Source organism: Bacillus sp. ISL-34 (genome assembly GCF_018613325.1).
In the GTDB taxonomy this organism is placed as follows: Bacteria; Bacillota; Bacilli; order Bacillales; family DSM-1321; genus Peribacillus.
The window spans coordinates 240,301-266,900 of the sequence record NZ_JAGGQJ010000002.1 but is presented as its reverse complement, the minus strand read 5'-3'; the positions used below and the strand labels follow the sequence as shown (position 1 = coordinate 266,900).

The window sequence follows — 26,600 nt, the reverse complement described above, 5'->3', positions numbered from 1 at the left end:
CCTCTGCCCTCACTTTGTCAATAGATAAGGGTTGGTTTTTTTCAAATATATTAGTTGAATTATCATCGTATATGGCTTACGATAATATAAGCAGAAATACTAGATATTGATTATACAAACAATACCAATAACTATATATAGAATTTTTTATAATCCAAGGTGCCAGTGATGGCTGAAAAGGGAATCCGGTGTAAACCCGGAACTGTCCCCGCAACTGTAAATGTGACGAAATGAGAAACCCACTGTATAGCTCTCTATACGGGAAGGACTCAAAGTAGGATGATCATGAGTCAGGAGACCTGCCTTGAATTTTTCATGTTTCTTATTCTTCGGGGATTGAGATGATGAAACGATAGTATAACGGCTATTTTTTCATGGCTCTTTTATTCTATCGTTTGATCCGCTCAATTCATTGGGCGGTTTTTTTTATTTTATCGGAAGTTAACAAGGAGGATTATTAATGACTCAAACATATAACTCTACCATAAGTGAAAATGACACAGAAACGAAATCCATCCAGCTTGAGATGTTATCGAAGGAATTCGAAGGCCGTCTCGATATGGAAAAGTTCAAAAAGCGTTTTACAAAATGGCTTGATCGCAAAAGTGACTCAACCGAAGAACAGGCATCAAAAAAACTGATTCAGCTCGCTCTTGAAGGTGTGGATATCGATGCTCCGGATTGGACGTTCGTTGCTGCAGCAGAACTGTTGAATACAATGTATAGGGATGCACAAGCCAACCGAGGTTATGAAGGCATGAGTTATGGCCCATTCTATGAGCTGATCACGGAACTCTCCCAGCTTTCAGAAGGTCAACGTTATCCCATTTATAAGCCAGAACTGCTATCTTCATATACAAAAGCGGAAATTGAGGAATTGGGTTCGGTGATCGACCCGGAAAAAGATAAATTATTTTCCTACATAGGCATCTACTTATTGAACGACCGCTATTTGGCCCGCCCAAAAAAGGACAAGGTCTACGAACTGCCGCAAGAACGTTTCATGATCATCGCGATGGAAATCATGCGATTGGAAAAAACGGAGCACCGCCTGCAACTTATAAAAGAAGCATACTGGGCCATGTCCAACCTTTATATGACCGTTGCGACTCCTACACTCTCCAATGCAGGTAAAACACATGGACAGTTGAGCTCTTGCTTTATCGACGCAATTGAAGATTCCATTGACGGCATCTATCTATCAAACTACGATGCAGCAAAAGTATCTAAATTCGGCGGCGGTGTCGGTCTTTACGTTGGTAAGGTTCGCTCGCTTGGTTCTGATATCCGGGGTTTCTCTGGAAACAGTTCCGGCACGACGCCCTGGATTCGACTATTCAACCAGACAGCTGTAAGTGTCGATCAATTGGGTCAACGTAAAGGTGCCATCGCGATTTACTTGGATGCCTGGCATAAAGATATCATGAGCTTCCTCGATTTGAAGACACAAAACGGGGATGACAGATTAAAAGCCCATGATATTTTTACAGGTGTATGCATTCCCGATTTATTCATGGAGGCTGTACGCGACAGAAAAGAATGGTACCTTTTCGATCCGCATACCGTTAAGCAAACCCTTGGATTTTCACTTGAAGATCTTTATGACGAGAAGAAAGGCGAAGGAAGCTTCAGGAATCATTATGCACTTGCTGTCGAGGCCGCAGAAAATGGCACACTTCCAAATTATAGCTTTGAAAAAATCAATGCGATGGACATCATGAAAAGCATCATGATTTCTCAATTAGAAGAAGGCGTACCGTATATGTTCTACCGCGATGAAGTGAATCGGAAGAATCCCAATAAACATAAAGGTATGATTTATTGTTCTAACCTTTGCACGGAGATTGCCCAAAACCTAAGCCCTTCGACGATCACGGATGAATATGAAACAGAAGATGGAGATGTTGTTGTGGTTCGTAAAAGCGGCGATTTCGTTGTCTGCAACCTTTCATCCATTAACTTGCCCCGAGCGGTTGGCAGCGATGTTTTGGAAAGATTGATTCCGATTCAGATCCGTATGCTGGACAATGTCATTGATGTGAATAATCTTCCTGTCAAACAAGCATCCATCTCGAACAAACGTTACCGGGCAATTGGTTTAGGAACGTTTGGATGGCATCATTTACTTGCCACACAGAATATTTATTGGGAATCAGATGAGGCAGTTCACTATGCCGATGCTTTATACGAAAAGATCGCTTACTTAACAATCAAGGCATCAAACGAATTGGCCAAGGAAAAAGGATCATACCCATATTTTGAAGGATCTGATTGGCATACAGGGGACTATTTCGAACTGCGTGATTATACAGATCAAAAATGGAGGGATTTAAAAGCAGACGTGCAGGAACATGGGACCCGTAATGGATATTTAATGGCAATTGCCCCCAATTCATCGACAGCTAAGATCGGTAATTCCACGGATGGAATCGATCCTTTGTATGAAATTGAATTTTACGAAGAAAAGAAAAACTTCAAATTCAAGGTGACCGCACCAGGCTTGACGCCAAATACGTATGAATATTATAAAAAGACGCGATTTAATTTGGACCAACTGGAAAGCATCAGGCAAAATGCAGCCCGCCAACGCCATATTGACCAAGCAATCAGCTTTAATCTGTATGTACACAATACTATCAAAGCGAAGGTCCTATTGGATATCCATTTAACTGCATGGGAAAGCGGGTTGAAATCAACGTATTATGTTCGTTCGACTTCTTCCGAATATGACAATGCCTGCGAAAGCTGTTCAAGTTAACGACAATCATGACCCAGTAATCTATTCTTAAAGGAGTTTTCACGAATGACCAATCATATCAAAAAAATTCGGATGCTGGAACCGACGCATCCAACCAAGGCAACCGGTGTTTTCAAAGGAGAAGCTTCAGGCTTCCTCCTTTGGAACGATATTCAGTATGAAAAATTCTATGATACCTATACACAGCTCATCAATAACTTTTGGAAGCCTTCGAGCGTGAACATGATTCAGGATAAAAAGCAGTGGGGCGAATTGGACGAGGATATCCAGGACGCTTTTCTCGATATCCTTACGATGATTGCTGGAATGGACAGTCTTCAAACGCCCACTTTAGTAGAAATCCTTCGGTACATCAAAGATCCGGCGGCAAAAGCTATCCTGGCCAACATGGCCCAGCAGGAATCGATCCATAATGAATCTTATTCCTATATCCTTGCTTCCTTGATTCCGGTAGGCAAGCAAAAACAGCTTTTCGACCGCATTAAAGAACATCCTGAAGTGATTAAGCGTAACCAACCGATCGTTGATGCTTATCAAACGTTCGTGGACGATCCCAGCCCTCAGCATTTATTCGAGGCACTGATCCATTCAACGAACCTTGAAGGGATATATTTCTATCTGGCTTTCGCCTTTTATTATAATTTAGGACGCCAAAATTTAATGACCGGTTCCGCTACGATGATATCCTATATTCATCGCGATGAAATGGTCCATTTCGATTTCATTGGAATGCTCATTCAAATCTTGATGTATGAATATCCTGAGCTAAATAATGAAGAAAACACGAAGTTTATCTATACAACGATTGAAAAAGCAGTCGAACTCGAAAAGGAATGGTCCGAATATATGCTCGAAGATATCCAAACCAAAGCCGATCTCGATTTGGAAGAATTCAATGAGTACATCGAATATATCGCCAACAAACGGTTACGTATGCTAGGCCTTGAAAATTTGTATAAAGAGTATGGCGAGAACCCGATGCCATGGATCAAAACGTTCGATGATGAATCCATCGGACTTACCAAAACCGATTTCTTCGAACAGAAGTCAAGGACATACAGTCAAGTAAATGCCAGCAATGGGTTCGATGAGCTGTAAAGTTGCCATTGTCTATCATTCTGCCGGCGGCAATACAAAAGCGCTTGCTGAAGCCCTCGCTTCCCTTATACCTGAAGCTGGACTATATCGAATGAATGAATTCGATTTACGTACAGTGCCGGATTACGATGCATTGATTATCGGCACCTATACATGGGGCAATGGGGAGCTTCCCGCTAAATCAGCAGCCCTTTATAAAGAACTGGAACAGTTGCCTATTGCTCATCTGAAAACGGGAGTCTTCGGCACTGGTGAAACCAACTATAATCATTTTTGTGGGGCGGTCGATCATTTCCGGGACATGTTATTTGCCAAGAGCCAGTTATTGGTGACATTGAAGATAGAACAGATGTATCAAGAATCAGACTTGCCCAGACTTCAAAAGTTCGCCTCGCTATTCCAGAACTGACTGAAAATATAACACAGTTCCTGCCTATCCTTTTTATGCTAGTGCTTGTCGTATTCGTTATATTCTTCGTGTTTTTCCTGTCAGGCATTTAAATCGTACTAAACGGATCGAAGAAAAATTGGACAACGTATTAAAGGAACTCGCCGAAAAAAAAAGAAAAAGAAAAAGAAAAAGACTCCAAAATCGGAGTCTTTTTTTTATATGCGTTCAATTATTTTTGAACGTTAGCTGCTTGTGGTCCACGAGCGCCTTGCTCGATTTCGAAAGAAACTTCTTGGCCTTCTTCAAGCGTTTTGAAGCCTTCGCCTTGGATAGCTGAGAAATGTACGAATACATCGTCTTGGCCTTCAACTTCGATGAAACCGAAACCTTTTTCTGCGTTAAACCATTTTACTTTACCTTGTACCATGATAGTTCCTCCTGTGTTTGGAAAAATCCATTTTATTACTATTTTTGGTTCTGGATAATGTTTCAAGAGGAATCCTATTACAGTAAATCCTTCTATCAAACTTTTCCGAACAAAAATAATTACTCATATTATAGCATGGGAAATCCTAAAAAAACAAGATTATCGCAGTAAATCAACCGACAAATTATCCTAAAATTCTACATATTCCTCTTCTTGCTTTGTCGGAATCCTTCGTCCAATAAGTAGCGCTCCGCCTCAACCGGACTTTCGAAACATTCCTCAAGATTCGACCCTGAATAAACATTCCAAAGCAGGTCTTCCCTTTCAAGTGTAAGCTCTTGCTTTTCAGGGCCAATCCAAGCCCCTTCCAACCTAGCGAACTCGTTTTCCTCTTCTTCGAATTCAACCGGAGGTTCGGATAGGTAGTCCACGCTTTTTTGGATCAATTCTTTCAATTCAGCTTCATTATAGTCACGTATATTGATAAACCCTTTACGGTCAGTGTCTTTTTTTCTCATATGCCCCGCGTAAACGAATCCATTTCCATTGGGATGCAAGTGCTGAACGACGATTTTTTTCTCCTGGACGCTATCTGGATAATGGAAGTTCACACGTCCCAATGAAACGTCTTTTCGCTGTAATTCCGGAAAAGTTTCAATGATGCTCAATTTTTCTTCAAATGTTAACAAATTTCTTCCTCATTTCATTAGTTCATATTGTTTGTCGATTATAACACAGACTGATTAGAAACAATAATGCCCTCTTCCATTATAATGTAATGAAAGGGAGTGATTTGATTGATCATGACAATTCGGGACCTGGACTCCGATTATGGCCGGCAGCTATTTAAACTTCAGAAAGAAGCCTATAAGGTGGAAGCGGATATGATCGGCTTTGCCGATATCCCTCCATTATTGGAAACATATGAACAATTCATTCATTGTCATGAAACGTTCTTATGCTTTTTAAAGGGCGATGCCTTAGCAGGTGCAATATCTTATACAAAAGAAAATGGTCAAATACTGATTTGCCGAATGGTCGTCCATCCTGATCATTTTCGGCAGGGTATCGCGGATGCACTGTTGCATGCTCTTCAATTACACGGCGACTGGGAAAAGATATCCGTTTCGACCGGTAAAATGAACCTGCCTGCACGGAACCTTTACGAAAAAAACGGCTTCACCCATAAAGAGGACGTAGAAGCCGCACCACTTTTTTTCATAAGCATATACGAGAAACAGCATTCATTTTATGTATGTCACGATAAAAAGCATAAGAAATGAAATGACAATGATTATGGCAACCCATAGCCAGGCTAACGTCATATTCCCGGAATCCATGGCGATATAAATCGCGGTCGGTATGGTTTGTGTCTGTCCGGGAATGTTTCCGGCAAACATGAGTGTGGCCCCGAATTCCCCCAACGCACGCGCAGAGCTCAAGATGGCACCTGTGACGATGGATTTGACCGCCAATGGAAGGGATACATTCAGGAATAATCTCCACTCGCCGGCCCCGTCAACCCTAGCTGCATTTTCGATTTCTTCATCTATACCTTCAAAGCCCGTTTTAGCGGATTGGTACATAAGCGGAAACGCTACCACGGTAGATGCAATGACCGCCGCCCACCACGTGAACATCAGGGGCTGACCAAAAACCCTTTCAATGAATTGCCCCGGCATACCACTCTTGCCAAAAATCACAATCAATAAAAAACCAACGACGGAAGGCGGCAAAACAAGCGGCAATAAAAACGCTGTTTCCAACAGGACTCTTCCCCTGAATTTCTTTTTAGCCATCATTCGCGCTAGGATAATTCCTAAAATGAAAACAAGAATACCCGATAGTCCCGCTACTTGAATCGATAGCCTGACTGGTGACCAAAAATCCGCTGTCATGATACTATCCGCACATCACTGTTAAATATCGGCATATTCAGGTCCTTTTTCGGCATCATTACCCAAACCGTTTCTTTTTCATTAAAGGCAGATTCCATTTCATTTTCTCCCTTTCTTTTTAAAATAACATTTAGGTTTATTTTTCTTGACATCTTGCTGACACAAAGGAACGTTAAAGTAAGAGTATCACAAATACAAAAATAATTTCATTCCAATAAACTTGAAAACTTTGAAGGAGTCGATTTTAATGGTAACAATTTATACTACCCCAAGCAGTTTAGCATGTCGGAAAGCAAAAGCTTGGCTTAAGAAGAACGAAATTTCCTTTAATGAACGCAACCTATATTCCCAACCTCTTTCTATAGAAGAAATAAAAGAGATTTTACGTAAAACGGAAGGCGGGACAGATGAAATCATCTCAACCCGTTCCAAAAAATTCAAAAGCCTGAATATCGATATAAATAATACACCACTTAATGATCTTTGCAAGCTTATTCAAGATAACCCGGATTTACTTCGCCGGCCAATCATTTTCGACCATAAGAACCTGCATGCAGGATACAATGAAGAAGAAATGGGACGCTTCCTTCCAAGGAAGGTCCGTCATGTACAGTTATGGCGTGCAATAAGCCAATTGGCTTAATCAGCATAATAAGAGGGTTGTCCATTACATCGGACAACCCTTTTTCATATCTTATCCGCTTTCTCTATGACAATCGTGAAGGTGGTGCCTTGTTCATCGCTATCCTTAAGCACAAGATCTCCTTTTTGCGCTTTTGCGAGCATTTTACTGAATGGCAGTCCCAAACCTAAACCACGTACCTTCAACTTTTTGTTTTCACCTCGATAAAATGGTTCGAACACATATTGTTGTTCATGTTTTGGAATCCCCCGCCCGCTGTCCAGCACATCAATGCAGATTCGTTCTTCATCTCTTTCATAAAGGTGAATCGCTATTTTCCCTTTGCCATCAAGTGCATGTCTGGCATTATTCAAAAGGTTAATGACGATTTGCTGCATCCGCAATGAATCAATTTGACCAAAGACCGGTTCATCAGGAACTTTTATCTCAAAAGCGAACGCTTGATCATCATCCTGGGTCACCTGCCAGCGATAGGCGATTTCCTTGATGAATATATTGATATTCTCTTTTTGTACCCGAATTTTAAAAGCGCCTGCCGATATGGCATTATAATTGAGTAAATCCTCTATCATACCTTGTAAACGTTGGGTTTCCTTTAAGGAAATATCGAGGAATTCCTTACTTTGCTCTCCCTTAACGACATCATCCTTAACCGCTTGTATCAGTCCGCTAATGGAAGTGACTGGCGTTTTCAAATCATGGGTTACGCCTGCAAGCAGTTCCGCCCGCAACTTCTCCATGACCTTCAAACGATTGGTCATTTCCTTAAATGATTCTATCAGTTCATAAATTTCTTCTTCCTTGATTTCCTCTTCCTCTTTGAAATGGATATCATAGTTGCCTTCACGAACCTGGACAGCTGCGTTAGCTACGTCTTGGATGGGCCGCGAAATCTGCCTGGAAAGAAAATAAATGACTCCCGTTCCCAGAATCAGAAGGCCTCCAATCATGATCGCCAACAAGCCATGATCTTGGTTGATTTCCTTCAATGCCCCTTCTTCCTGGGCAATGACCACCCAGCCTCTCGTCTCATCATTGAACGTAATGGGGGATTTGACGACATATACTTTGTTGTCGGAAATCTTGACCTTCTGGACTAACTCCGTATTTTCCATGATGACGTCCGGGAGTTTATTTTCATCCGGATCGATATACAACTGTGGCATCGTATATATGATGGTGGCATCGGGATCGACGATATAGATGATTGGCTGTTGGTTCAGATGGAGGATTTTCTCCCTTTCCTCAACAATTTCCGAAAGGATCGGGCCAACGACAATCTGGCCGTTTTCCTTAATCGCCCTGTCGGATGTTTCATCAGCTAAGTACTTAAGAAGGCTAAGCCTATATTCCAAAGCTGTTTTTTCCATCCACCATAAGGAAAAAACAGATAATAATATCAAACCGGAAATCAAGGTCAATACGTATCTCTTGGTCCAATAGCGTTGTAAAGTGGTTCTTTTTTTAGTTTTCATAGACACTCAATTGATACCCCAATCCACGCAATGTTTTTATTTCCCCCTCAGTTACAGGCCATGCATCTATCGCCTTCCTGATTCGTTTGATAGCCAGGTCCACCGCACGGTCACTGCCGTCATAATCCATGCCCCACACTTGGTCGAGCAGCTGTTCTCTCGTGAAAATTTGATTAGGGTGCTTAGCGAAAAAAACGAGCAGCGACAAATCACGCGGCGTCAAGTTTATCTCTTCCCCATTCAAATGCACCATATAAGACAGATCATCGATGGTTAAACTCCCAAACTCATGTACATGACCATCTTCCGTAACAGCCGATGAAGACCTTCTTAATACGGCATGCACCCGGGCCACGACTTCTTCGGCAACGAAGGGTTTGGAGATGTAATCATCCGCACCTGACTTAAATCCCGATAATCTGTAATCGACATCTGTCAGTGCAGTCAACATGATAACCGGACAAGTATCTTCCTCCCGAATTTCCTTCAATATATCCCAGCCTTCCTTACCAGGCAGCATGACATCAAGCAGGACAAGGTCTGGCTTCGTTTCTTCAAACACCGGCACGGCCTTTAGCCCGTCGTAAACTTGGACTACTTCAAAACCTTCCCGCTCCAAATATGCTTTCAATACCATCGATATGGCGATTTCATCTTCTACTACAAGAATTTTCTTCATTTATGGATTCCTCCTTCCTGAATTATAGTGGAATCATTTTAGATATGCTAACTATTGAAAACAGAAAGCTTTTTCCCTCAATCTTACCCTTTTTATGTGTCAGGATTATGTTCGCAGTAAAATTAACTTATGTTTTTACATAGTAACTTTGTGTAAGTTATCTCGATTCATTTTAACAGGAATGCTACTACATGGTCGTAAAAATTATGATCTTCTTATTACACTCTTAAGAGGCTGGCTCTAAACTGAGCCAGCCCTTTTCAATTACATGTCTCATGTGGATTCGGACAGCCCGCTTCCTGTCTTTCCACTTGGATCGTGCTATGTTCAATTCCAAACTGATCATGAAGCAGTTTTTGCGCTTCTGCTAAAATTGAATCGTGATTACCGATCTCATTTATGACAACATGGCAGCTCATTGTCAAAAAACCAGAGGTGATCGTCCAGATATGGAGATCATGGACATCGGATACACCGTTCAATTCCATCAAGGATGCTTTCACTTCATCCATATCGACTTGGTCTGGTGTGCCCTCCATCAAGATATGGAAAGAATCCCTCACTACCCTAAAACCGCTGATAATAATTAAAACCGCGACTATGACGCTCGCAATCGGATCTGCAATTCCCCAATCGAAAAAATAAATCAAAAGTGCGGCTGCAATGGCACCCACAGATCCAAGCATATCACCAATAACATGTAAAAAAGCACTCCGTACATTCAGATTGTCTTCCTTATCTCCGCTCATTAAAATCCAGGCCGCAATGATATTAACAAGTAAGCCGATGATTGAAATCATTAGCATTCCCAAGCTTTGCACCTCAGGGGGATCCAGGAACCTCTTAATTGCCTCTACGAAAATGAATACGGATATGACGATCAAGGTCAATCCATTCAAACAAGCAGCAATGATTTCGAACCGTTTATATCCAAACGATTTGGACGATGTCGCTTTCCTTTCCCCCAACCTTATCGCTGTATAACTAAGCCCTAAAGCTGCCGCATCGCTAAGCATGTGACCTGCATCCGACAGCAAAGCCAGACTATTAGTCAAGAATCCACCAATTACCTCGACTATCATAAATGTGGAGATTAATAAGAAAGATGCCAACAAGGCTTTTTTATTATTAGAATGGTGATGGTGTCCGTGCCCATGATCATGGGCGTGACCATGATGATGTCCCATGCCATCCCTCCTCTCGGATTTGAAACTTATATATAGTATGGGATAAATCCAGAATGGTTTCAAATGATTCACTTCAGGGATTCACTTGCTGTAAAAAGAGTGATGAAAACAGCGTGGATGTGATCTTTTACGAAAAACCAAAATTCTGCCTCGACCATTTCAAAGTAAAAATAAACGCTACAGACGTTTCCTGCAGCGTTTTTCCCGTTTATCTTTCCTCTTGCATCGTATCATCGACAATGGCGTGCAGATCCTTATTAAACAATTCATCATTACAGACAAGACTGTGCATTTCCATCTCTTCCTGCTCTTGATTTACTACCTGTTCCTTTTCCTTCATGACCTACCTCCAGCTTCGTGAGTTTGCCTATTATCGTATCCACAGGCATGTACCTTTATGCTCAACATTTCCCCATACTTCATCTTTTTTAAACGCCCTAGACTTGCTGGCCGCCATGGAAGGCACGTATAATGAATTCATGCTCTGGAACTTGTAAGCTTTGATACGATGACAGGAACGATGTATTATCATAGCCGACTCTTTCAAGCTTTACCTGAATACCGGTATTTTCAATCGCAACAATGGCATAAGGAGCAACTGGTTCACCATTACAGCCAAGAGAACCAGGGTTCAAGAATATCGTCCGGTCATTTTTAAAAAGGTGGATAGGATGATGATGTCCAAATCCTATTAAATCGTGATACTGATCTTTGAAAAGCGTTTCTAAGTTATTCAAACTCGGTTCAACGATTTTACTAAATGGATTTTGGCTTATGTGCTCATCCACTTTCTTCGATTCCATGTGATAATGGGTGAAGTAAACGGAGTGATCATTAATGATATGATGTATGGTGCGAGGCAATTTTTCCAATTCATTTATGAATTTCCGATGCATCCTTTCAGCTATCCATTCATGATGCTCCTTTACATGGATATGACCGTCCGGATGCGGCTCCCCGTTAATGATGGCCAGGACAGCTTCATCATGATTTCCAGTTATCATCGATAAATCATTTCTTGAAAATAAAAGTTCAAGGACCTCATTTGTATCCGGGCCAATCCCGACCATATCTCCCAAACAATAGAGACGATCTATATCTTCCCTTTGATCAATATCCCTAAGAACGGCTTTTAACGCTGAAGCATTACCATGCACATCCGTAATAATGGCAACTTTCATGACTTAGTTCAGCTCCCTTCCCCCACAATCCACATGGTATATTATAACATTTAAAACGACATCAAAAAAATATTCGGGCTTATTCCCCCTGATTTGCCCACGCCCATTTTTTATGAATAAGCAAACACTTCGGCCTAGAATACATAGTATGAAGTATTCCCGGTAAAGATGTTTTGCTAGGTATGTAATTCATAATATGTATGAGGAGGAAATTAAATGGGTGGAAATGGTAACGAATGTTGTGGCGGCGGTGGCGGCTGCGGCGGATTCGATAACGGATTTGCATTGCTGATCGTATTATTCATCTTGTTGATCATCATCGGATGCAGTTGGGGATTCGGTGGCGGCGGCTTCGGTGGATGCTGCTAATAATGAAATAAATCAAAAAGGCGCCTGAACATGGCGCCTTCTTTGTTATGAATTGACTTTTAGTTTTTGTCTTCGCTTTTGTTTTTGAGTCTTCATAATGAACCAAATGACTATAAGTGCGATGGGGATAAGCAAGAAATTCGCGTATTGTGAAAAGATGGCTCCTGCCTGCTCCCATCTCGGTCCTAACTTATACCCTAGATAAACATAAACGCTTGTAACAGGAAGCATCGCCATATAGGTATATAAAATGAATTTCCAAATACTCATTTTCAATATACCGCATGGCAGCGAAACGGCGGTACGAATTCCTGGTACAAACCGCCCAAAGAAGGCAATTCCCCCACCAAACTTTTCAAAGAATCGGTCAGCCTTATTCAACTGCTCATCTTTGATCAAAAAGTATTTCCCGAACTTTAATACAAGCGGTCTCCCGCCATACTTGCCTAAAGCATAAAGCGTCAATGGGCCCGTTACCCCACCAAACGAACCGGCAAGGATAGCCAAGTATAAATTCATATCACCTTGATAAACCCAGTATCCAGCCAGTGGCAAAACTATTTCAGCAGGAATGAATTCAAAAGTCAAAGCTAGCAACACACCGAAATAGGATAAAGATTTAAATGCTTCAATCATATCCATTATTAACGTTTCCATAAAGGTTTCCCCTTTTCTAACTTTTATTACATAAAAAAGGGGTGCTCCCAGATTGATTCTGGGCACCCCTTGATTTTTAAAAAGGACATTTTCCATTGTATCACAAGTTCAATCACATTTTCCCAAAATGTTATCCTATAACAATGGTATGGAGTCCATTTTATGATATCGGGCTATTCACATAGGTTTAAGATTTTAAGAGGGATGATAATATAATTTCAGATGGTCCAGAAACGAAAAAAGCTTGAGGACGAATTGACCTTAAGCTTTCGGTAGTTTACCAAGGAATGAACCCTTGAAGGTAAGACATGAACTAATGATTGGTACCCTGCGCTCTCAAATCATAAAGGGGGCAGAGAGCCTCCTCAATCCATCCTCCATTTGTTTTTTCGCATCTTTCATCATGCCATCAAGCAATTCCTTAACAGTGGGTATATCGTCAATCAATCCGGCAACCTGGCCGCTGTTCATAAAACCATTGTTAACATCCCCGTTCATCGCCCCATTAATATGATGGACTTCGGAGGTCATTTCACGATAATTCACAGGAGACAGCCCCTGCTTTTCCAAATCCAGGACCTTCTCGGTATATGGATCCTTCAATACTCTTCTGACCTGGCCAAATGTTCTGCCCAAAATTACTGTATCATTGCCCATGGCATCGATCAGTTTCTGTTTATATGACGGATGGAACGGTGCTTCTTGTGTAGCGATCAGCCTGGTTCCTAATTGGACTCCTGAAGCCCCCAGCATCAATGCCGCTGCCAACCCCTGTCCATTGCCTATTCCGCCAGCAGCCAAAACTGGAAGCGTCACATGCTTGCTGATTTGCGGAATGAGTGTAAAGGTCGTCATTTCCAGGTTCGAATTGATGCCGGCAGCTTCAAACCCTTCTGCGACCAGCACATCAGCCCCTGCAGCTTGCGCTTTTTGCGCGTGCTTGACAGACGCAACGATGGCGATCACTTTTATATTCTTTTTTTTCAATAGCGGAATGAAAGCGGCAGGATTTCCTGCAGATAAGGAAACTACAGGTATATCATGCTTCAGGACAAGATTCACTAACTCATCTGTATATGGACTAACGTTTATTGGAATGTTCAACGCAAAATTGTTATTGGTTTTATTTTTGGTTTCGAGAATGATGGCTTCCACCTGTTCAGGATTCATGGTACCGCACCCTATTGTCCCTAGTCCCCCTGCATTGGATACTGCAGCCGCAAGACTTGCATTGCTTATATTCCCCATGCCGCCTTGTATAATTGGATATTTTATCGCAAAAAGTTCACAAATATATTTCACTTTCATCCCTCCCAGTCATTTTAATGTTATACTATATTCATTAGAAAAACAATTCTGACTTTTTCAAAAGGAGCGAGAATATGATCATTCCGTACAATAATAAAAAACCATCCATTGATGATACCGTTTTCGTGGCACCTGGCTCTCATTTAATCGGAGATATTTCGATTGGGAAACACTCGACCGTTTGGTTTAATGCAGTACTGCGCGGTGATGAAGATTCAATTACAATAGGAGAAAAATGCAGTATTCAAGATAACTCCACCATTCATTTATTTGAAGGATGCCCAGTTGTCATTGAAGACGAAGTGACGGTTGGTCACAATGTTATCCTGCATGGCTGTAAAATAGGCAAACGATCCATTATTGGTATGGGGTCTACGATATTGGATAATGTAGAGATCGGCGAAGAATGCATCATCGGAGCGAACACATTGATTTCCTCTGGCAAAATCATACCTCCACGTTCACTGGTTATTGGTTCCCCGGGGAAAGTGGTTCGTAGATTGAATAATAAAGATCTTGAATTGATCCAACTTTCGATCGATACATATGTTCAAAAAGGAAAAGACTTCAAAGGGATACTTGATTAATTATTGTAAGATTCGAAATTGATTAATGTGAAAAGAGCTTCGGCAAGTCGTCATTAGCGACTGGCTGAAGCTCTTTTTCACTTAATGATAAGTGGATGATCCATGGCATCATAGGTTTCGTCTTTCCGGCATAAATCATTGTTTTCCTGAAATACGCTTTCAAAAAAACGGCTTGCTGGTTCAGCCAAGACTTGATAATACTGACTAAATAAAAGAGCGGCATGATTCCCATTCCACTTTGAAGGCAGAAGTTCCTTTGGCAGGCCCGGATCGATAAATAAGAATTTACGGTATTCATGCACCAAGTTCGTTCGTTCCACAAAACAATCAGCATCGGACATTTCGCCCCTGTTAATGATGCTTTGATGGACGATGAATTGTTTGCTGTATTTCTCGATGAATTCTTCATATTTATTTTCAATCTCTTCTAAATGCCAGCTCTTCTCGACAAGCGATTGGTTTTCTTTTGGACCTTTGTACTCCGAAATGAAAAAATCAACATATTCATCTATGTCATATTTCTCGATCAAGCGATTGATTTGTTTCTCCAAATCATTAGGGGAAATCCAGCAACCACTTGAAAAACTGCCAAACCCGCTCCATAATAATTCTTTACGGAGATCATCCCGTAATTGCCGCTTATCTTCAGGGATCGTGTACATTAAGATACGCCATTTACCGTCCCATTCATTCGGTTTCATCTTATATATGCGATTGGCCGCTTCATCCATTCTCTGCACACCGCGATCAGTCAAAAAGTAATAGCTTTTATTTCCCTGCTTCTCCGACTGAATCCACCCTTGCTTGACCATTCGTGAAACGGCTACACGAACGCCCTGCTCATTATGGCCGAATTCCTTTAACAAACGAATTAAACTGCCTATCCAGATTTTACTTCCATAGTTACGGATATAATCGCCGTATATCGTAAAAATCATGGATTGAGTATTAGTACCTATCTTTCTCACCTCGTCCTAACATTGTTACTATTTTCACACGGAAGACATAATAATTATTATATCTTTTTTAAATGAAAGCGCAATATCATTCACCAGTAAATCGTGCTTTTCTCCGTTCACTAAATGCCAGGAGCGCTTCCGATCTGTCTTGAGTCGGTATGGTCAATTCATAGGCTTTTCCTTCTATGGCCATTCCGGTTTGCAAGTCCGTATTCATTCCTTGGTCAATTGCATATTTGGCTTGTTTGACTGCAATCGGCCCGTTTTTCATGATATTGGCTGCCAATTCCTCACAAGCTGACATAAGTTGATCCCTTGGCACGGCCTCCAAAAGGATCCCTAATTGACATGCCTCTTCTGCAGTCAATTTTTTAGCGGTGAAGATCAATTCCTTCGCTTTCATTTCCCCAATCAATCTCGGCAGCCGCTGTGTACCGCCTGCCCCAGGAATGATGGCCCAGCTAGTTTCAGTGAGCCCCAAAGAAACACCTTCCGCAGCAATTGCAAAGTCACATGAAAGCAGCCATTCAAATCCTCCTCCCAATGCATATCCATTAACGGCAGCTATGGTTGGCTGCGGAAGACCCGCGATACTATTAAAAACATCACGAATCGCTTTAACGTTCCTTCTCACTTCCGCATCATTCAAAGACTTCCTTTCTTTCAAATCCGCTCCCGCGCTGAATGCTTTTTCCCCTGCACCGGTGAAAATGACGACACGGATATCGCCGTCATAATAAACTGCATCGATGACTTCCTGCAGTTCACAAAGTGTCTCATAGTCGAAGCAGTTCAATACGTCGGGCCGATTCACTGTTACATAGCCAATTTGATTTATCACTTTATAAATAACCTTGGACATGAGTCTCCTCCCCTTTTAAAAAAAGTGACCCTTATGCAGATAAAACCCCATAAGGGCCGGGCCCATCATCAATCTGTTTCAATATTTTCTATAATGGCGGATATGCCTTGGCCAACGCCTACACACATCGTCGCAAGACCATAGCGTACTTTCCGCTTTTTCATTTCGTGGACAAGTGTTGTTAAAATACGCGCCCCGCTTGCACCGAGCGGATGGCCAAACGCTATTGCCCCGCCGTTGACATTCACTTTATCCTGATCCAATTTCAATTGGCGGATGCACTCCAAGGATTGGGAAGCGAATGCTTCATTCAATTCCACTAGCCCGATGTCTTCAATCGTCAAACTTGCCCTCTCCAATGCCTTTTTAGTGGCATGAATCGGACCAAGGCCCATAATGGACGGTTCTAAGCCCGCTACCGCCCCTACAACATATTTGGCAAGAGGTTTCAATCCAAGCTCCCGTGCTTTTTCTGCACTCATCAAAAGTAATGCCGAGGCTCCATCATTTACACCTGAAGCATTACCGGCCGTTACAGTGCCGCCTTTAAATAGCGGTTTGAGCTTTTCCAACTTTTCGATGGTCGTGTCAGGACGAGGGTGTTCATCTTTATCGAAAATGACCTCATTCCCTTTACGATCCGTATATCGAACAGGTACGATTTCATTAATGAAACGCTCATTTTCCACTGCTTTTTTCGCTTTTTGCTGGCTTTGATACGCGAATTGATCTTGATCCTCCCTGGAAACCGAAAAATGCAGGGCGACGTTTTCAGCCGTTTGAGGCATGGAATCCGTGCCATACATTTCTTTAAGTTTCTCATTCGTGAAACGCCATCCGATCGTTGTATCCTGAAGCTCCATTGACCCCCGCGGAAATTCACTCTCAGGTTTGGCCATGACGTAAGGCGCCCTTGTCATGCTTTCAGTACCGCCTGCGATATAAATATCGCCTTCCCCTACAGCAATGGAGCGTGCAGCATACATGACGGCATCCAGTCCTGATCCACATAAACGATTTATTGTCGTTCCAGCTACGTTTACCGGAAGACCAGCTAAAAGGGCGGACATCCGGGCCACATCGCGATTATCCTCTCCAGCTTGATTTGCATTCCCAAAGATGACATCCTCAATTTGATCTGGCGGCAGTTCTGGATTGCGGTCGGTCAGCGCCTTGATTACAATTGCACCGAGGTCATCCGGTCGAACGCTTTTCAATGCGCCTTTATATCTTCCGATTGGTGTTCTCACAGCATCAATGATCACAACATCCTTCATTTCTTCACCAGCTCGCCATCTTTTGTATAATCGTACACACCTTTACCTGACTTACGCCCGAGCCTGCCAGCTTTAACATACTGTTCAAGGAGAGGAGCCGGGCGGTATTTCTCACCAAGCTTACTATGTAAGTATTTTAAATTATTCAAGCGGGCGTCCAGTCCCACCAAATCACCTAGCTCAAATGGTCCCATTGGGTAATTCAGCCCTAACTTTATTGCCTTATCGATTTCTTCCGGTGTGCCTAAACCTTCTTGAAGCATGAAGAACGCCTCATTACCAACCAAACAGCTGATCCTGCTTGTAACAAACCCAGGGAATTCATTTATGACCACGGTTTCTTTCCCCATTTTTTCGGCTACCTCTTTTATTATGGCTGCCGTTTCATCGCTGGTTTCAAGACCACGTACAATTTCAACGAGCGGCATCTTTTGTACAGGATTGAAAAAATGCATGGCAATCGTTTTTTCGGGACGCTTTCCATAAGAACCAATTTCCGTAGGGCTCATCGTGGACGTATTGGTTGCAAAATAACAGTCTTCTTTTGCATGGACTTCAATCGTTTCAAAGACTGCCCTCTTAATTTCCGCCTTTTCCGGAACTGCCTCTATGATCAAGTCGGCATATGCTGCTGATTCTTTCAAATTGGAAGAATAGGAAAATCTGCTTTTTGCAGCTGCCGCTTCTTCCTCGGTGATTTTTTGGTAGCGCACACCCTTCTCAAAAATGGCATCTATCTCGTTTCTTGCACTTTCCAAAGCATCCTGATTCACATCCACCAGTACTACATTAAAGCCTCCCGTTGCTCCTACATAAGCTATTCCCCTGCCCATGACACCAGATCCGACAATCACTAGATTTCTAATCATTCGTTCATTCCTCCTTCAAAAATAAATAGGGCTGGCTGCGATGAATCAGATCAGCATTCATCCATACCTGAATTACCTTTCCGACATACCGTTCAGCCAGCCGTATATTTTATGTTTTATTGAATTCCAAAGGGATTTAAGGGACGGCTTCCATGATAGGAAATGATGCTTTTCGTTTCTGTATAAAGATCAAGTGTCTCAATACATAGTTCCCGGCCGAATCCTGATTGTTTATACCCTCCGAAAGGTGTGCCAGGAAATGCGGAGAATGGGCAATTCACCATGACGATTCCCGCTTCTATTTGATTGGCGACTCTAGTCGCACGCCCGCCATCTTTTGTCCATAGGGCTGAACCCAAACCGAATTCCGTATCATTCGCGAGTTTCACGGCTTCTTTTTCATCTTTGAATTTCATTATGACAACGACCGGCCCGAATATTTCCTCTTTCACTACATCCATTTCATGATTGACATTCGCTATGACCGTCGGCTCATACCAATAACCGTTTTCGAAACCTTCAATGACCGCTGGCTTTCCACCTGTCAGGATTTTCGCTCCATCAGTAATGGCAGATTGTACATAATTGTCGATGACATCCAATTGCCCTTGATCTATGACTGCACCGACGTGTGTTTCTTTATCGAGCGGATTGCCCAATTTCAATTTTTTCGTTTTTTCTACGAATCTGGCAACGAACTCATCATATACGTCTTCGTGAACGTATAAACGGGATCTAGCTTCGCAAGACTGCCCAGTATTGTAGAAAATGCCATATAATGATCCATCGATAGCCGCTTCAAGGTCCGCATCTTCAAAAACAATATTAGGAGACTTACCGCCAAGCTCCAATGTCACCCTTTTTAATGTCTGTGAAGCTTTGCCCATGAGGTCCCTGCCGATTGGCGTAGAACCCGTAAAGGCCACCTTATTCACTTGCGGATGCTCGACAAGGTAATTCCCTACGTCAGATCCAGGTCCTGGAATGATATTGACCACGCCGGAAGGAACACCAGCTTCTAAACAGATTTCACCTAATACAATAGCCGTCAGCGGCGTTAACGAGGCTGGCTTAACAATGACCGAACAGCCGACTGCTATTGCAGGTGCAATTTTCCACGCTGCCATCATCATTGGGTAATTCCAAGGGATGATTTGAGCACAAACACCTACTGGCTCTTTTTCCGTATAGTTATGGAATTGACCAGGAACATTATTGACAGATCCGCGGTGTGCAACTAAAGCGCCTGCATAAAACTCGAAATCTTCAATTGCCTGCATGACTTGGCCTTGCGCTGCAGAAATGGATTTGCCGCTGTTCAGAACCTCCAATTCAACCAATTCATTAAAGCGTGAACGCATGATTGCTGCAATTTTGTTCAAAACACGAGACCGTTTGTTAATCGGAGTCCTCTTCCATTTCCCGTTATCAAATGCTTCACGTGCAGCTTGAACAGCCTTTTCTGCATCTTCCTTGGTCGCCTTTGCAACCTTGGCAATGATTTCACCCGTTGCGGGATTATACGCATCAATCGTGGAACCATCCGAGCTTTCCACTCTTTCTCCATTAATGATCAGATGATAATAATCACGCTTCATTTCCGCTTTTTCAAATGCCGCCTCTTGTACTCTAACCATGTAATCCCACTCCCTTTTCTATATTACTTGCCTATGAATTGAGCTTTCCTTTTTTCAGTGAATGCCGCCACACCTTCTGCATAATCCTTCGTTAAGCCAGCAATTCGCTGACCCTCCGCTTCTTCTTTTAAGTATTCTTCCAATGAAAGGTGATAGGACGCCTCTAAGTATCTTTTGATTAAACCGATTGCTTTCGTTGGTTTGTTTGCGATATTCTCTGCAAAGGCTTTCAATTCCTCGTTCCATTCTTCCAAACCGATCACTTTTGTAGCGAGCCCGATACTTTTCGCCTCGCTAGCCGTAACCTTTTCCCCCAATAAAGATAATTCCAAGGCTTTCGCATGACCAACGATCCGCGAAAGGTAATACAGATTCCCTGAATCAGGTATCAACCCGATATTGACAAAAGCATTTAAAAAACTGGCTTTTTCAGAAACAAGCCGGAAATCGCATGCCAGTGCCAGGCTGAAGCCAGCGCCTGCAGCCACTCCATTGACTGCTGCAATGATCGGTTTTTCACAGTTTGCTATTTGCTCCATCATCGGACCGTAGTCTTCGCGCAGCATCTGGCCTAAATTCATGCCCTCATCAACATCCGATAAATCCTGCCCAGAACAAAAGGCCCTGCCTTCCCCAGTAATGATAATGGCCCGCACTTCATCTGACCCCGCAGATATTTTGATCGCTTTCTGTATTTCCTTATTCATTTGGGACGTAAAGGCATTAAGTTTATCAGGACGGTTCAAAGTAAGCCAAGCCACTCCATTTTCAACTCTATATTTGATCGTTTCGTACATAGAGCACCCCTTATCCGCCTGTAAATTTCGGCTCTCTTTTTTCTACAAATGCTTTCATTCCTTCTTTTTGGTCCTCTGATGCAAAAAGAATATAGAAGTTCTTCCGTTCAAATTGCATGCCCTCATTTAAGGGGTAATCAACGGCTTTATTGACGGATTCTTTGATCAGCCTTACAGCTAACGGGGGTTGCATTGCTATCTTTCCAGCAAAATCAACCGCTTCTTCCATTAACAATTCAGGTGCCACGATCTTATTAATGAAACCATATTGCAGAGCTGTCTTTGCCTTTATCCTTTCAGCCGTCAACATCCATTCAAGTGCCTTTGTCTTGCCTACCAATTTCGTCAACCTTTGGGTTCCACCTGCGCCAGGCATGACCCCTAATGTCACTTCCGGAAAGGAAAACTGGGTATCGCTGGCGGCAATCAGGAAATCACAGGATAAAGCAAGTTCGAAACCGCCGCCGAATACAAAACTTTTCACAGCACCAATCACAGGCTTCTTGACTAGGCTTATTCGGTCCCAATCGGCAAATTGGTTCGTTAACTCCATGCTGATTGGATTGTCGTTCACCATCTCGTCAATATCAGCTCCAGCGGAAAATGCTTTTCCATTGCCCGATAGCAAGATCACCTTCACCTGTGGGTCCCGGTCGAATTCTTCCATGGTTGAAACTATTTCCCTCACCATTTTCCTGTTAAGGGCATTCAGTTGCTTCGGCCGATTTAAAGAGATATAACCAATGCCATCCGCGATTGACGTTTCAATGAATTGAAGCGCATTCATTTTATTTCTTCGCCGATCATCATCGTTACAAGTTTCCCGGCAAAGCCCATTAGGTCTTTCCCTGATGCTTTTCCTTCCGGGGAACGCATTCCTTGTTGCAATGCATCGTGGTCTTCATAATACATTTCACAAAGGATGTAATACTCAGAGTCTTTACCCATAGGGGTCCCTACAATTTTAGTGACCTCCATTTTTTGAAGACCAGGAATTTTTTCCGTTATCGGACCATGTACATTGAAATAGTGCTCATCGAACTCTTCCTTGTTTTCAGGTTGTTTGTATAGGGCGATTAACTTTACCATTTTATAGAACCTCCATTTTATTAGATTATTTTTATCATCGGTTTCATCGCTTCGAACGGATTTTTGCATGCCTTACAATATAAAATGCTGCGGCAGGCCGTTGGACCGAAGATATTTTCCATCGTGACATATGTCGATTCACAATAAGGGCATTCCACATGCCATGATCCATCACTTTTCATTTGTCGAGGAGGAGGGGAGATTCCGAAAACCTTCAATCCAGCTTTCCCCTTTTCCGTAATTCGATCGGATGTCCAGGAAGGGGAACGTAAAAATTCCACACTTACATTTTTTACGGCAGGCAGCTGTCGAAGGGCTGCTTCCACATTTTTTTGAATGATCGACAATGCCGGGCACCCAAGAAAAGTTGGCAGCATTTTTACCGAAACGTCCTGGCCCGAAACCGTCACGTCTTCAACCATCCCTAAATCCAGAATACTTACTGTATCGATTTCGGGATCTTTAACGTCTTCCAGGAGCTTATATATTTCTTCTGTGTTTAACTGTACGGTCGCCATGGTACCCCTCCCCTTTCCATTTGATTCACCATGAAGCTGCTTTATCGGTTGTGTACACTTCACTTAACGTTTCCAGCGCCTTTTCCAAATCTTCCGTATGCTGGCCATTACGGCCATCACCTCTTGCCATGCCGATTTCAATAGTTGCCGCCAAACCAACACTTTCAAAAATTGGGGTGATAGCCTCGATCCATTTTTTCTGTAAGACAGCTTCGCCCTCTATCAAGCCGAGCTCAACCATTTCCTCTCCATATTGTCCCAGTGAAAATACGCCAGCAAAATCGGGCTTTGTTTTCCCAATCGCCTCTTTCATTCTAGAAACCGCTTCCAAATGACCAGATCCCAGCAATTGGACGAACCATGTTTTCCAGTGCATCAAATGATAATAAAGTTCCATCTGTACCTTTTGTGCCACTTCAGCAAGCGGTTCATATGAACATGAATGAAGGGATTGAACCTTAATCGCTTTAGCTTGGGTATAAAAATAATTCCGCACTACCGCAAACGCCCAATCATAATCCGGGTCTTTCATATAGTAACCAGGACCATTGACCAATTCGAGAATGATCGCATTGCGCCGTTCCTTGGCGGGACGGTCATGAGCCAGCCTATCAGCATCCCCTTCACCGAGTTCATCAAGTAACTTATAATATATGGCTGCATGCCCCATCGTGTCCTGAGATATCGAAGCGGATGCAACATCTTCTTCGATATGCGGTGCGAGTCCCAGCCATTCTGCGCCTCGATATGAATGGATGAAGTCATCGTCCGCCAGTTGAAGCAGCAATTCCCTGATTGCGATGTTCTTCAATGATTCATTCCTCATTTTTCACACCTCCAGCCCAAGACATTATCTCTTTTTCATCGAGCATTCCCTGCTCATACTTCCGCCATTTTTTCTTTAAATACCCGTATCCTTTTGTGGTCCTGTAGTCTTTATTATCAATACGTTGAAGCGTTTTCTTTTCCTCGGTCGTCATTTTCCGTATATTCTGTCTTTTGACGACCCAGATATCATCAACCGCTTCACGTCTCATGAAGTTTTCTTGTGCCATCATGATGGCAATATCCTCATTTGGGGCAAGCAGGCTGAAGTGGTATTGAACGGGTGATGATTGCGTTTTACGGCTAAATACTTCAAATTCTTCAAAGTAATTTCCTTGTCTGGTTTCCATATATCCTTCCCCCTCCCTTAGATCACCTTTGGCGCCAATGCCTCACGTACCCATTTATTATTTTCATAAGAAATTCTTCGAAGACTTAAGCGATCCTGCGAACAGGGACCTTCATTCCTTGCGAACACCTTCAATTTCCCCCAATCGGGCTGTTGGTAAATCCACGTTTCAGATGCTTTGTCAAACCTAAGCGTTTCATCGGGAATGCTGAAGCCAAGTGAAAGGATCCGCTTCACATATTTAGAAAAAAAGGCTTGTCGAAGTTCTTCATTCGTACTTGTTCTGATTCTGTACTTAATCGTTATATCCTGTTTGGATGTGCCCACTTCATTCTTACTGGGAGGTCCAAAGAAAAGCAATAAAGATTCCCACCAATAATTGATGGAGTCTTGAACCAATTTCCTTTGTTCTTCCGTCCCTTCAGCCAAAGCCATGATTATCGCTTCACCATGCTGGGCGTGAAAAACTTCTTCCGCGCAAATCCTCTGTAATGCCCGGGCATAAGGTCCGTATGAGGCGCCAAGCATGTTCGTCTGGGAAATGATGGCTGCACCATCAACAAGCCAGCCAATCAATCCAGCATCGCCCCAGGATTTGGCTTCCATATGGAAAACATTATGAAACTTTAAATCTCCTTTAAACAAATCTTGCATTAGGTCATCCCGCTTTTTACTGTACGGCTTTAGCAAATCCTCGGCGACCCGAAGCAATAATTGCCCATGCCCCATTTCATCCTGCACCTTTGCCATGATTCCAAGTTTTCTATATAAGGTCGGGGCTTTAGGCACCCATTCCTTTTCTGGGAGCGCCCCCATGATCTCACTGATTCCATGCATCGATATTAACTTGATTAAAGTGCCCCGATAATCTTCCGGCATCCAATCATCCGCTTCTATCTTTTCTCCCGCTTCGATTCTGGCAATGAATTGATTTAGCTTTTCTTCTTCTGCCATATCATTTAAAAGAACGTTCATCCAAATCACCTCATTTTATAATATAACGTTTATATAACGTTATTATATTTTACTGTTATATATAATGCAAGACTATTCTGTCTTTTTTTGAAATAAAAGGAAATTTTCAGGGGATGTTTCGAATCTTTTAATCCACTAAAACTTTAAAGGGTGAAGTTTCCACTTTGATTGAATCTGTCGGACAGCCTTCCGCCGCATGCACCGCAAGCAATGCAAGTTTCTTGATCTACAACTGTATATTTAGCCAAGATGCCCTCCTCCTTCTCTATTACATGATTGGCTCCATTTTCTCTAAGAGATAAACCCATATTTAACCACGACTGCATCCGCTTTATGTATCGCGTTTACTTGTTCGATTTCTTTTGCTCCACTTATTTCAATCGGTACATAAGCAGAAAAATACTGAACGACGAATCGTCCGGTTTCAACGCCATGTTCATGAGCACTGAATTTATAAAGGAATGGCTTCATCCTTCCGCTTATCAACGACACGAATGGCTTTTCCTTCTGAACGGGGAATGCTTTTTGGGATGTTGACAACAATATCCATCGTTACAAGACATGCGGATTTCAAATGATGCTGAATCGTTTTCCTTAATATCTCTACATTTCCATGCGTTAAGTCTTCTTCAATCTCTTTATAGAAACCGCTTTCAATTTCAATATGCAGTTCAACACCGTCCATTTTCCCCTTCTTAACGAGATGAATCTGATAATGAGGCACAATTCCCTCCATTTGGAATAACACACGCTCTATTTCAGATGGAAATACATTCACTCCCCTGACTATGATCATATCATCCGTTCTGCCTTTAACACGGGACATTCTAGTTGTGGTACGCCCGCATTTACACGGTTCATGGGTAATTGAGCCGATATCACCTGTACGGTAACGTATGATTGGCAGCGCTTCCTTTGTAAGGCTGGTAAAGACAAGTTCCCCATCTTCACCGTCCTCAACTGGTTCCAGCGTGTCCGGGTTAATGACCTCGACAAGAAAATGGTCTTCTGCGATATGCAGTCCATCCTGTGCTTCATGGCATTCTATCGCAACTCCCGGCCCCATGATTTCACTTAATCCGTAAATATCGATGGCTTTCAATTTCAGTTTCCTCTCAAGTGTTGCCCTCATTGCCTCTGACCATGGCTCAGCTCCGAAAATCCCATACTCAAGCCCATTATCAGCTGGATCAATTCCCATCTCTTCCATCTTTTCAGCTATATTCAAAATATAAGTAGGCGTTCCACAAATGCCGCGCGGTTTAAAATCATTGATGATCGTAATCTGCCTTTCGGTATTCCCCCCTGAGATTGGTACTGTCGCAACTCCTAGCTTTTCTGCCCCGCAATGCAAGCCCAGGCCCCCTGTAAACAGACCATAACCATATGCGTTATGGAAAATATCTGACTTGCGGCCTCCTGCAGCTACAATTCCGCGTGCGACGATTGTTGCCCAGTTTTCCAAATCATTTTTCGTATACCCGACAATTGTAGGCTTTCCGCTTGTTCCGGATGAACCATGAATGCGTGTTACATCCTCCATCGGAACGGCGAATAAACCGAATGGATATTGATCACGAAGAGTCTGTTTTTTTGTAAATGGAAGCTTTATCACATCATTTAGGGTTTGTATATCTTCTGGTTCCAGGCCCATCTCCCTAAATTTTTCTCTGTAATAAGGTACATTTTCATATACATGGCTTATCGTTTTTTTAAGGCGAGCCAATTGTAAACTTTCCATTTCAGCACGCGAAGCCGTTTCAACTTCCGGATTGTACATTTTTT

Annotated in this window: 31 protein-coding genes and 1 riboswitch; of the genes, 7 read left to right on the top strand and 24 right to left on the bottom strand. The window is 42.5% G+C overall.

The genetic code is table 11. From position 1 onward, the window contains the following. Positions 1 to 140 precede the first annotated feature (140 nt). Positions 141 to 321, top strand: a riboswitch (cobalamin riboswitch). 139 nt (positions 322 to 460) lie between these two features. The 3 genes from J7E52_RS02065 to J7E52_RS02055 are packed head-to-tail and all read left to right on the top strand — an operon-like array spanning position 461 to position 4,265. Continuing rightward, entirely contained in the window at positions 461 to 2,758 is a 2,298-nt protein-coding gene (locus J7E52_RS02065; RefSeq protein WP_214743461.1) for a ribonucleoside-diphosphate reductase subunit alpha, read from the top strand. 45 nt (positions 2,759 to 2,803) lie between these two features. Continuing rightward, a complete protein-coding gene (locus J7E52_RS02060) occupies positions 2,804 to 3,856 on the top strand; it encodes a ribonucleotide-diphosphate reductase subunit beta (RefSeq protein ID WP_137023613.1) in 1,053 nt (350 codons plus the stop codon). Continuing rightward, the gene (locus J7E52_RS02055) at positions 3,828 to 4,265 is read left to right on the top strand and encodes a flavodoxin domain-containing protein (RefSeq protein WP_286197361.1); all 438 of its coding nucleotides are present in this window, start codon (positions 3,828 to 3,830) and stop codon (positions 4,263 to 4,265) included. Before J7E52_RS02060 ends, J7E52_RS02055 begins: the two co-directional genes overlap by 29 nt. A gap of 211 nt (positions 4,266 to 4,476) precedes the next feature. On the opposite strand, the gene J7E52_RS02050 is transcribed toward J7E52_RS02055, so the two are convergent. Together J7E52_RS02050 and J7E52_RS02045 are read right to left on the bottom strand one after the other, a co-directional pair. Next, positions 4,477 to 4,674, bottom strand: a complete 198-nt coding sequence (locus tag J7E52_RS02050; protein WP_028393295.1) for a cold-shock protein — start codon at positions 4,672 to 4,674, stop codon at positions 4,477 to 4,479. A 197-nt stretch (positions 4,675 to 4,871) separates the two neighbouring features. Next, positions 4,872 to 5,363 (bottom strand): hypothetical protein, encoded by a 492-nt coding sequence (locus J7E52_RS02045; RefSeq protein WP_214743460.1) that lies wholly within the window; start codon positions 5,361 to 5,363, stop codon positions 4,872 to 4,874. A gap of 114 nt (positions 5,364 to 5,477) precedes the next feature. Between J7E52_RS02045 and J7E52_RS02040 the strand changes: the two genes are divergently transcribed. After that, complete coding sequence (locus J7E52_RS02040) at positions 5,478 to 5,957, top strand: GNAT family N-acetyltransferase (RefSeq protein WP_214743577.1); 480 nt, start codon at positions 5,478 to 5,480, stop codon at positions 5,955 to 5,957. Here the strand turns inward: J7E52_RS02040 and modB are convergent. Next, entirely contained in the window at positions 5,919 to 6,572 is a 654-nt protein-coding gene (gene modB, locus J7E52_RS02035; protein WP_214743459.1) for a molybdate ABC transporter permease subunit, read from the bottom strand. The genes J7E52_RS02040 and modB overlap by 39 nt on opposite strands. A gap of 247 nt (positions 6,573 to 6,819) precedes the next feature. Between modB and spx the strand changes: the two genes are divergently transcribed. Then, positions 6,820 to 7,215 (top strand): transcriptional regulator Spx, encoded by a 396-nt coding sequence (gene spx, locus J7E52_RS02030; protein WP_034314875.1) that lies wholly within the window; start codon positions 6,820 to 6,822, stop codon positions 7,213 to 7,215. A 44-nt stretch (positions 7,216 to 7,259) separates the two neighbouring features. On the opposite strand, the gene J7E52_RS02025 is transcribed toward spx, so the two are convergent. The 5 genes from J7E52_RS02025 to J7E52_RS02010 form a co-directional block, all read right to left on the bottom strand. Continuing rightward, complete coding sequence (locus tag J7E52_RS02025; protein ID WP_286197386.1) at positions 7,260 to 8,690, bottom strand: HAMP domain-containing sensor histidine kinase; 1,431 nt, start codon at positions 8,688 to 8,690, stop codon at positions 7,260 to 7,262. Continuing rightward, positions 8,680 to 9,369 carry a response regulator transcription factor gene (locus J7E52_RS02020; protein WP_214743457.1) on the bottom strand — a complete coding sequence of 230 codons (690 nt, stop codon included), beginning with the start codon at positions 9,367 to 9,369 and terminating at the stop codon, positions 8,680 to 8,682. Before J7E52_RS02020 ends, J7E52_RS02025 begins: the two co-directional genes overlap by 11 nt. 260 nt (positions 9,370 to 9,629) lie before the next feature. Then, a complete protein-coding gene (locus J7E52_RS02015; RefSeq protein ID WP_214743456.1) occupies positions 9,630 to 10,556 on the bottom strand; it encodes a cation diffusion facilitator family transporter in 927 nt (308 codons plus the stop codon). Between the two features lie 208 nt (positions 10,557 to 10,764). Further along, complete coding sequence (locus J7E52_RS26750) at positions 10,765 to 10,896, bottom strand: hypothetical protein (RefSeq protein ID WP_286197360.1); 132 nt, start codon at positions 10,894 to 10,896, stop codon at positions 10,765 to 10,767. Between the two features lie 97 nt (positions 10,897 to 10,993). Then, a complete protein-coding gene (locus tag J7E52_RS02010; RefSeq protein WP_214743455.1) occupies positions 10,994 to 11,737 on the bottom strand; it encodes a metallophosphoesterase family protein in 744 nt (247 codons plus the stop codon). Between the two features lie 216 nt (positions 11,738 to 11,953). Here J7E52_RS02010 and J7E52_RS02005 point away from each other — a divergent pair, with 216 nt between their 5' ends. Then, positions 11,954 to 12,106 (top strand): YjcZ family sporulation protein, encoded by a 153-nt coding sequence (locus tag J7E52_RS02005; protein WP_214743454.1) that lies wholly within the window; start codon positions 11,954 to 11,956, stop codon positions 12,104 to 12,106. A 45-nt stretch (positions 12,107 to 12,151) separates the two neighbouring features. Here J7E52_RS02005 and J7E52_RS02000 read toward each other — a convergent pair whose 3' ends face one another. Further along, positions 12,152 to 12,763 (bottom strand): DedA family protein, encoded by a 612-nt coding sequence (locus J7E52_RS02000; RefSeq protein WP_214743453.1) that lies wholly within the window; start codon positions 12,761 to 12,763, stop codon positions 12,152 to 12,154. A gap of 336 nt (positions 12,764 to 13,099) precedes the next feature. After that, a complete protein-coding gene (locus tag J7E52_RS01995; protein ID WP_214743452.1) occupies positions 13,100 to 14,065 on the bottom strand; it encodes an NAD(P)H-dependent flavin oxidoreductase in 966 nt (321 codons plus the stop codon). Positions 14,066 to 14,145: 80 nt separating this feature from the next. Here J7E52_RS01995 and J7E52_RS01990 point away from each other — a divergent pair, with 80 nt between their 5' ends. Next, positions 14,146 to 14,658 carry a gamma carbonic anhydrase family protein gene (locus J7E52_RS01990; RefSeq protein WP_214743451.1) on the top strand — a complete coding sequence of 171 codons (513 nt, stop codon included), beginning with the start codon at positions 14,146 to 14,148 and terminating at the stop codon, positions 14,656 to 14,658. A 77-nt stretch (positions 14,659 to 14,735) separates the two neighbouring features. Here J7E52_RS01990 and paaX read toward each other — a convergent pair whose 3' ends face one another. The 14 genes from paaX to J7E52_RS01915 all read right to left on the bottom strand — a co-directional run bounded on the left by paaX (position 14,736) and on the right by J7E52_RS01915 (position 26,595). After that, positions 14,736 to 15,617 carry a phenylacetic acid degradation operon negative regulatory protein PaaX gene (gene paaX, locus J7E52_RS01985; RefSeq protein ID WP_214743576.1) on the bottom strand — a complete coding sequence of 294 codons (882 nt, stop codon included), beginning with the start codon at positions 15,615 to 15,617 and terminating at the stop codon, positions 14,736 to 14,738. A gap of 85 nt (positions 15,618 to 15,702) precedes the next feature. Then, entirely contained in the window at positions 15,703 to 16,479 is a 777-nt protein-coding gene (locus tag J7E52_RS01980; protein WP_214743450.1) for an enoyl-CoA hydratase-related protein, read from the bottom strand. Positions 16,480 to 16,547: 68 nt separating this feature from the next. Further along, entirely contained in the window at positions 16,548 to 17,756 is a 1,209-nt protein-coding gene (locus J7E52_RS01975) for an acetyl-CoA C-acyltransferase (RefSeq protein ID WP_214743449.1), read from the bottom strand. Then, on the bottom strand, positions 17,753 to 18,625 hold the full coding sequence (locus tag J7E52_RS01970; protein ID WP_214743448.1) for a 3-hydroxyacyl-CoA dehydrogenase: 873 nt from the start codon (positions 18,623 to 18,625) through the stop codon (positions 17,753 to 17,755). The genes J7E52_RS01975 and J7E52_RS01970 overlap by 4 nt, the downstream gene beginning before the upstream one ends. 116 nt (positions 18,626 to 18,741) lie before the next feature. Further along, on the bottom strand, positions 18,742 to 20,262 hold the full coding sequence (locus J7E52_RS01965; protein ID WP_214743447.1) for an aldehyde dehydrogenase family protein: 1,521 nt from the start codon (positions 20,260 to 20,262) through the stop codon (positions 18,742 to 18,744). 23 nt (positions 20,263 to 20,285) lie between these two features. Continuing rightward, entirely contained in the window at positions 20,286 to 21,059 is a 774-nt protein-coding gene (locus J7E52_RS01960) for an enoyl-CoA hydratase-related protein (RefSeq protein WP_214743446.1), read from the bottom strand. A gap of 10 nt (positions 21,060 to 21,069) precedes the next feature. Continuing rightward, a complete protein-coding gene (locus J7E52_RS01955) occupies positions 21,070 to 21,846 on the bottom strand; it encodes an enoyl-CoA hydratase/isomerase family protein (protein WP_214743445.1) in 777 nt (258 codons plus the stop codon). Then, positions 21,843 to 22,148 carry an EthD family reductase gene (locus J7E52_RS01950; protein WP_034314904.1) on the bottom strand — a complete coding sequence of 102 codons (306 nt, stop codon included), beginning with the start codon at positions 22,146 to 22,148 and terminating at the stop codon, positions 21,843 to 21,845. The genes J7E52_RS01955 and J7E52_RS01950 overlap by 4 nt, the downstream gene beginning before the upstream one ends. Positions 22,149 to 22,168: 20 nt before the next feature. Next, positions 22,169 to 22,666, bottom strand: a complete 498-nt coding sequence (gene paaD / locus J7E52_RS01945) for a 1,2-phenylacetyl-CoA epoxidase subunit PaaD (protein WP_214743444.1) — start codon at positions 22,664 to 22,666, stop codon at positions 22,169 to 22,171. Positions 22,667 to 22,691: 25 nt separating this feature from the next. Then, positions 22,692 to 23,492 (bottom strand): 1,2-phenylacetyl-CoA epoxidase subunit PaaC, encoded by an 801-nt coding sequence (gene paaC, locus J7E52_RS01940; protein ID WP_214743443.1) that lies wholly within the window; start codon positions 23,490 to 23,492, stop codon positions 22,692 to 22,694. Continuing rightward, positions 23,482 to 23,841: a 1,2-phenylacetyl-CoA epoxidase subunit PaaB gene (gene paaB / locus J7E52_RS01935; protein WP_214743442.1), complete on the bottom strand. Its 360-nt coding sequence runs from the start codon at positions 23,839 to 23,841 to the stop codon at positions 23,482 to 23,484. The genes paaC and paaB overlap by 11 nt, the downstream gene beginning before the upstream one ends. A gap of 17 nt (positions 23,842 to 23,858) precedes the next feature. Further along, positions 23,859 to 24,815: a 1,2-phenylacetyl-CoA epoxidase subunit PaaA gene (gene paaA / locus J7E52_RS01930; protein ID WP_214743441.1), complete on the bottom strand. Its 957-nt coding sequence runs from the start codon at positions 24,813 to 24,815 to the stop codon at positions 23,859 to 23,861. Between the two features lie 291 nt (positions 24,816 to 25,106). Then, complete coding sequence (locus J7E52_RS01920; protein ID WP_214743440.1) at positions 25,107 to 25,307, bottom strand: hypothetical protein; 201 nt, start codon at positions 25,305 to 25,307, stop codon at positions 25,107 to 25,109. Next, positions 25,267 to 26,595 (bottom strand): phenylacetate--CoA ligase family protein, encoded by a 1,329-nt coding sequence (locus J7E52_RS01915; protein ID WP_214743439.1) that lies wholly within the window; start codon positions 26,593 to 26,595, stop codon positions 25,267 to 25,269. Before J7E52_RS01915 ends, J7E52_RS01920 begins: the two co-directional genes overlap by 41 nt. Between the last annotated feature and the right edge of the window lie 5 nt (positions 26,596 to 26,600).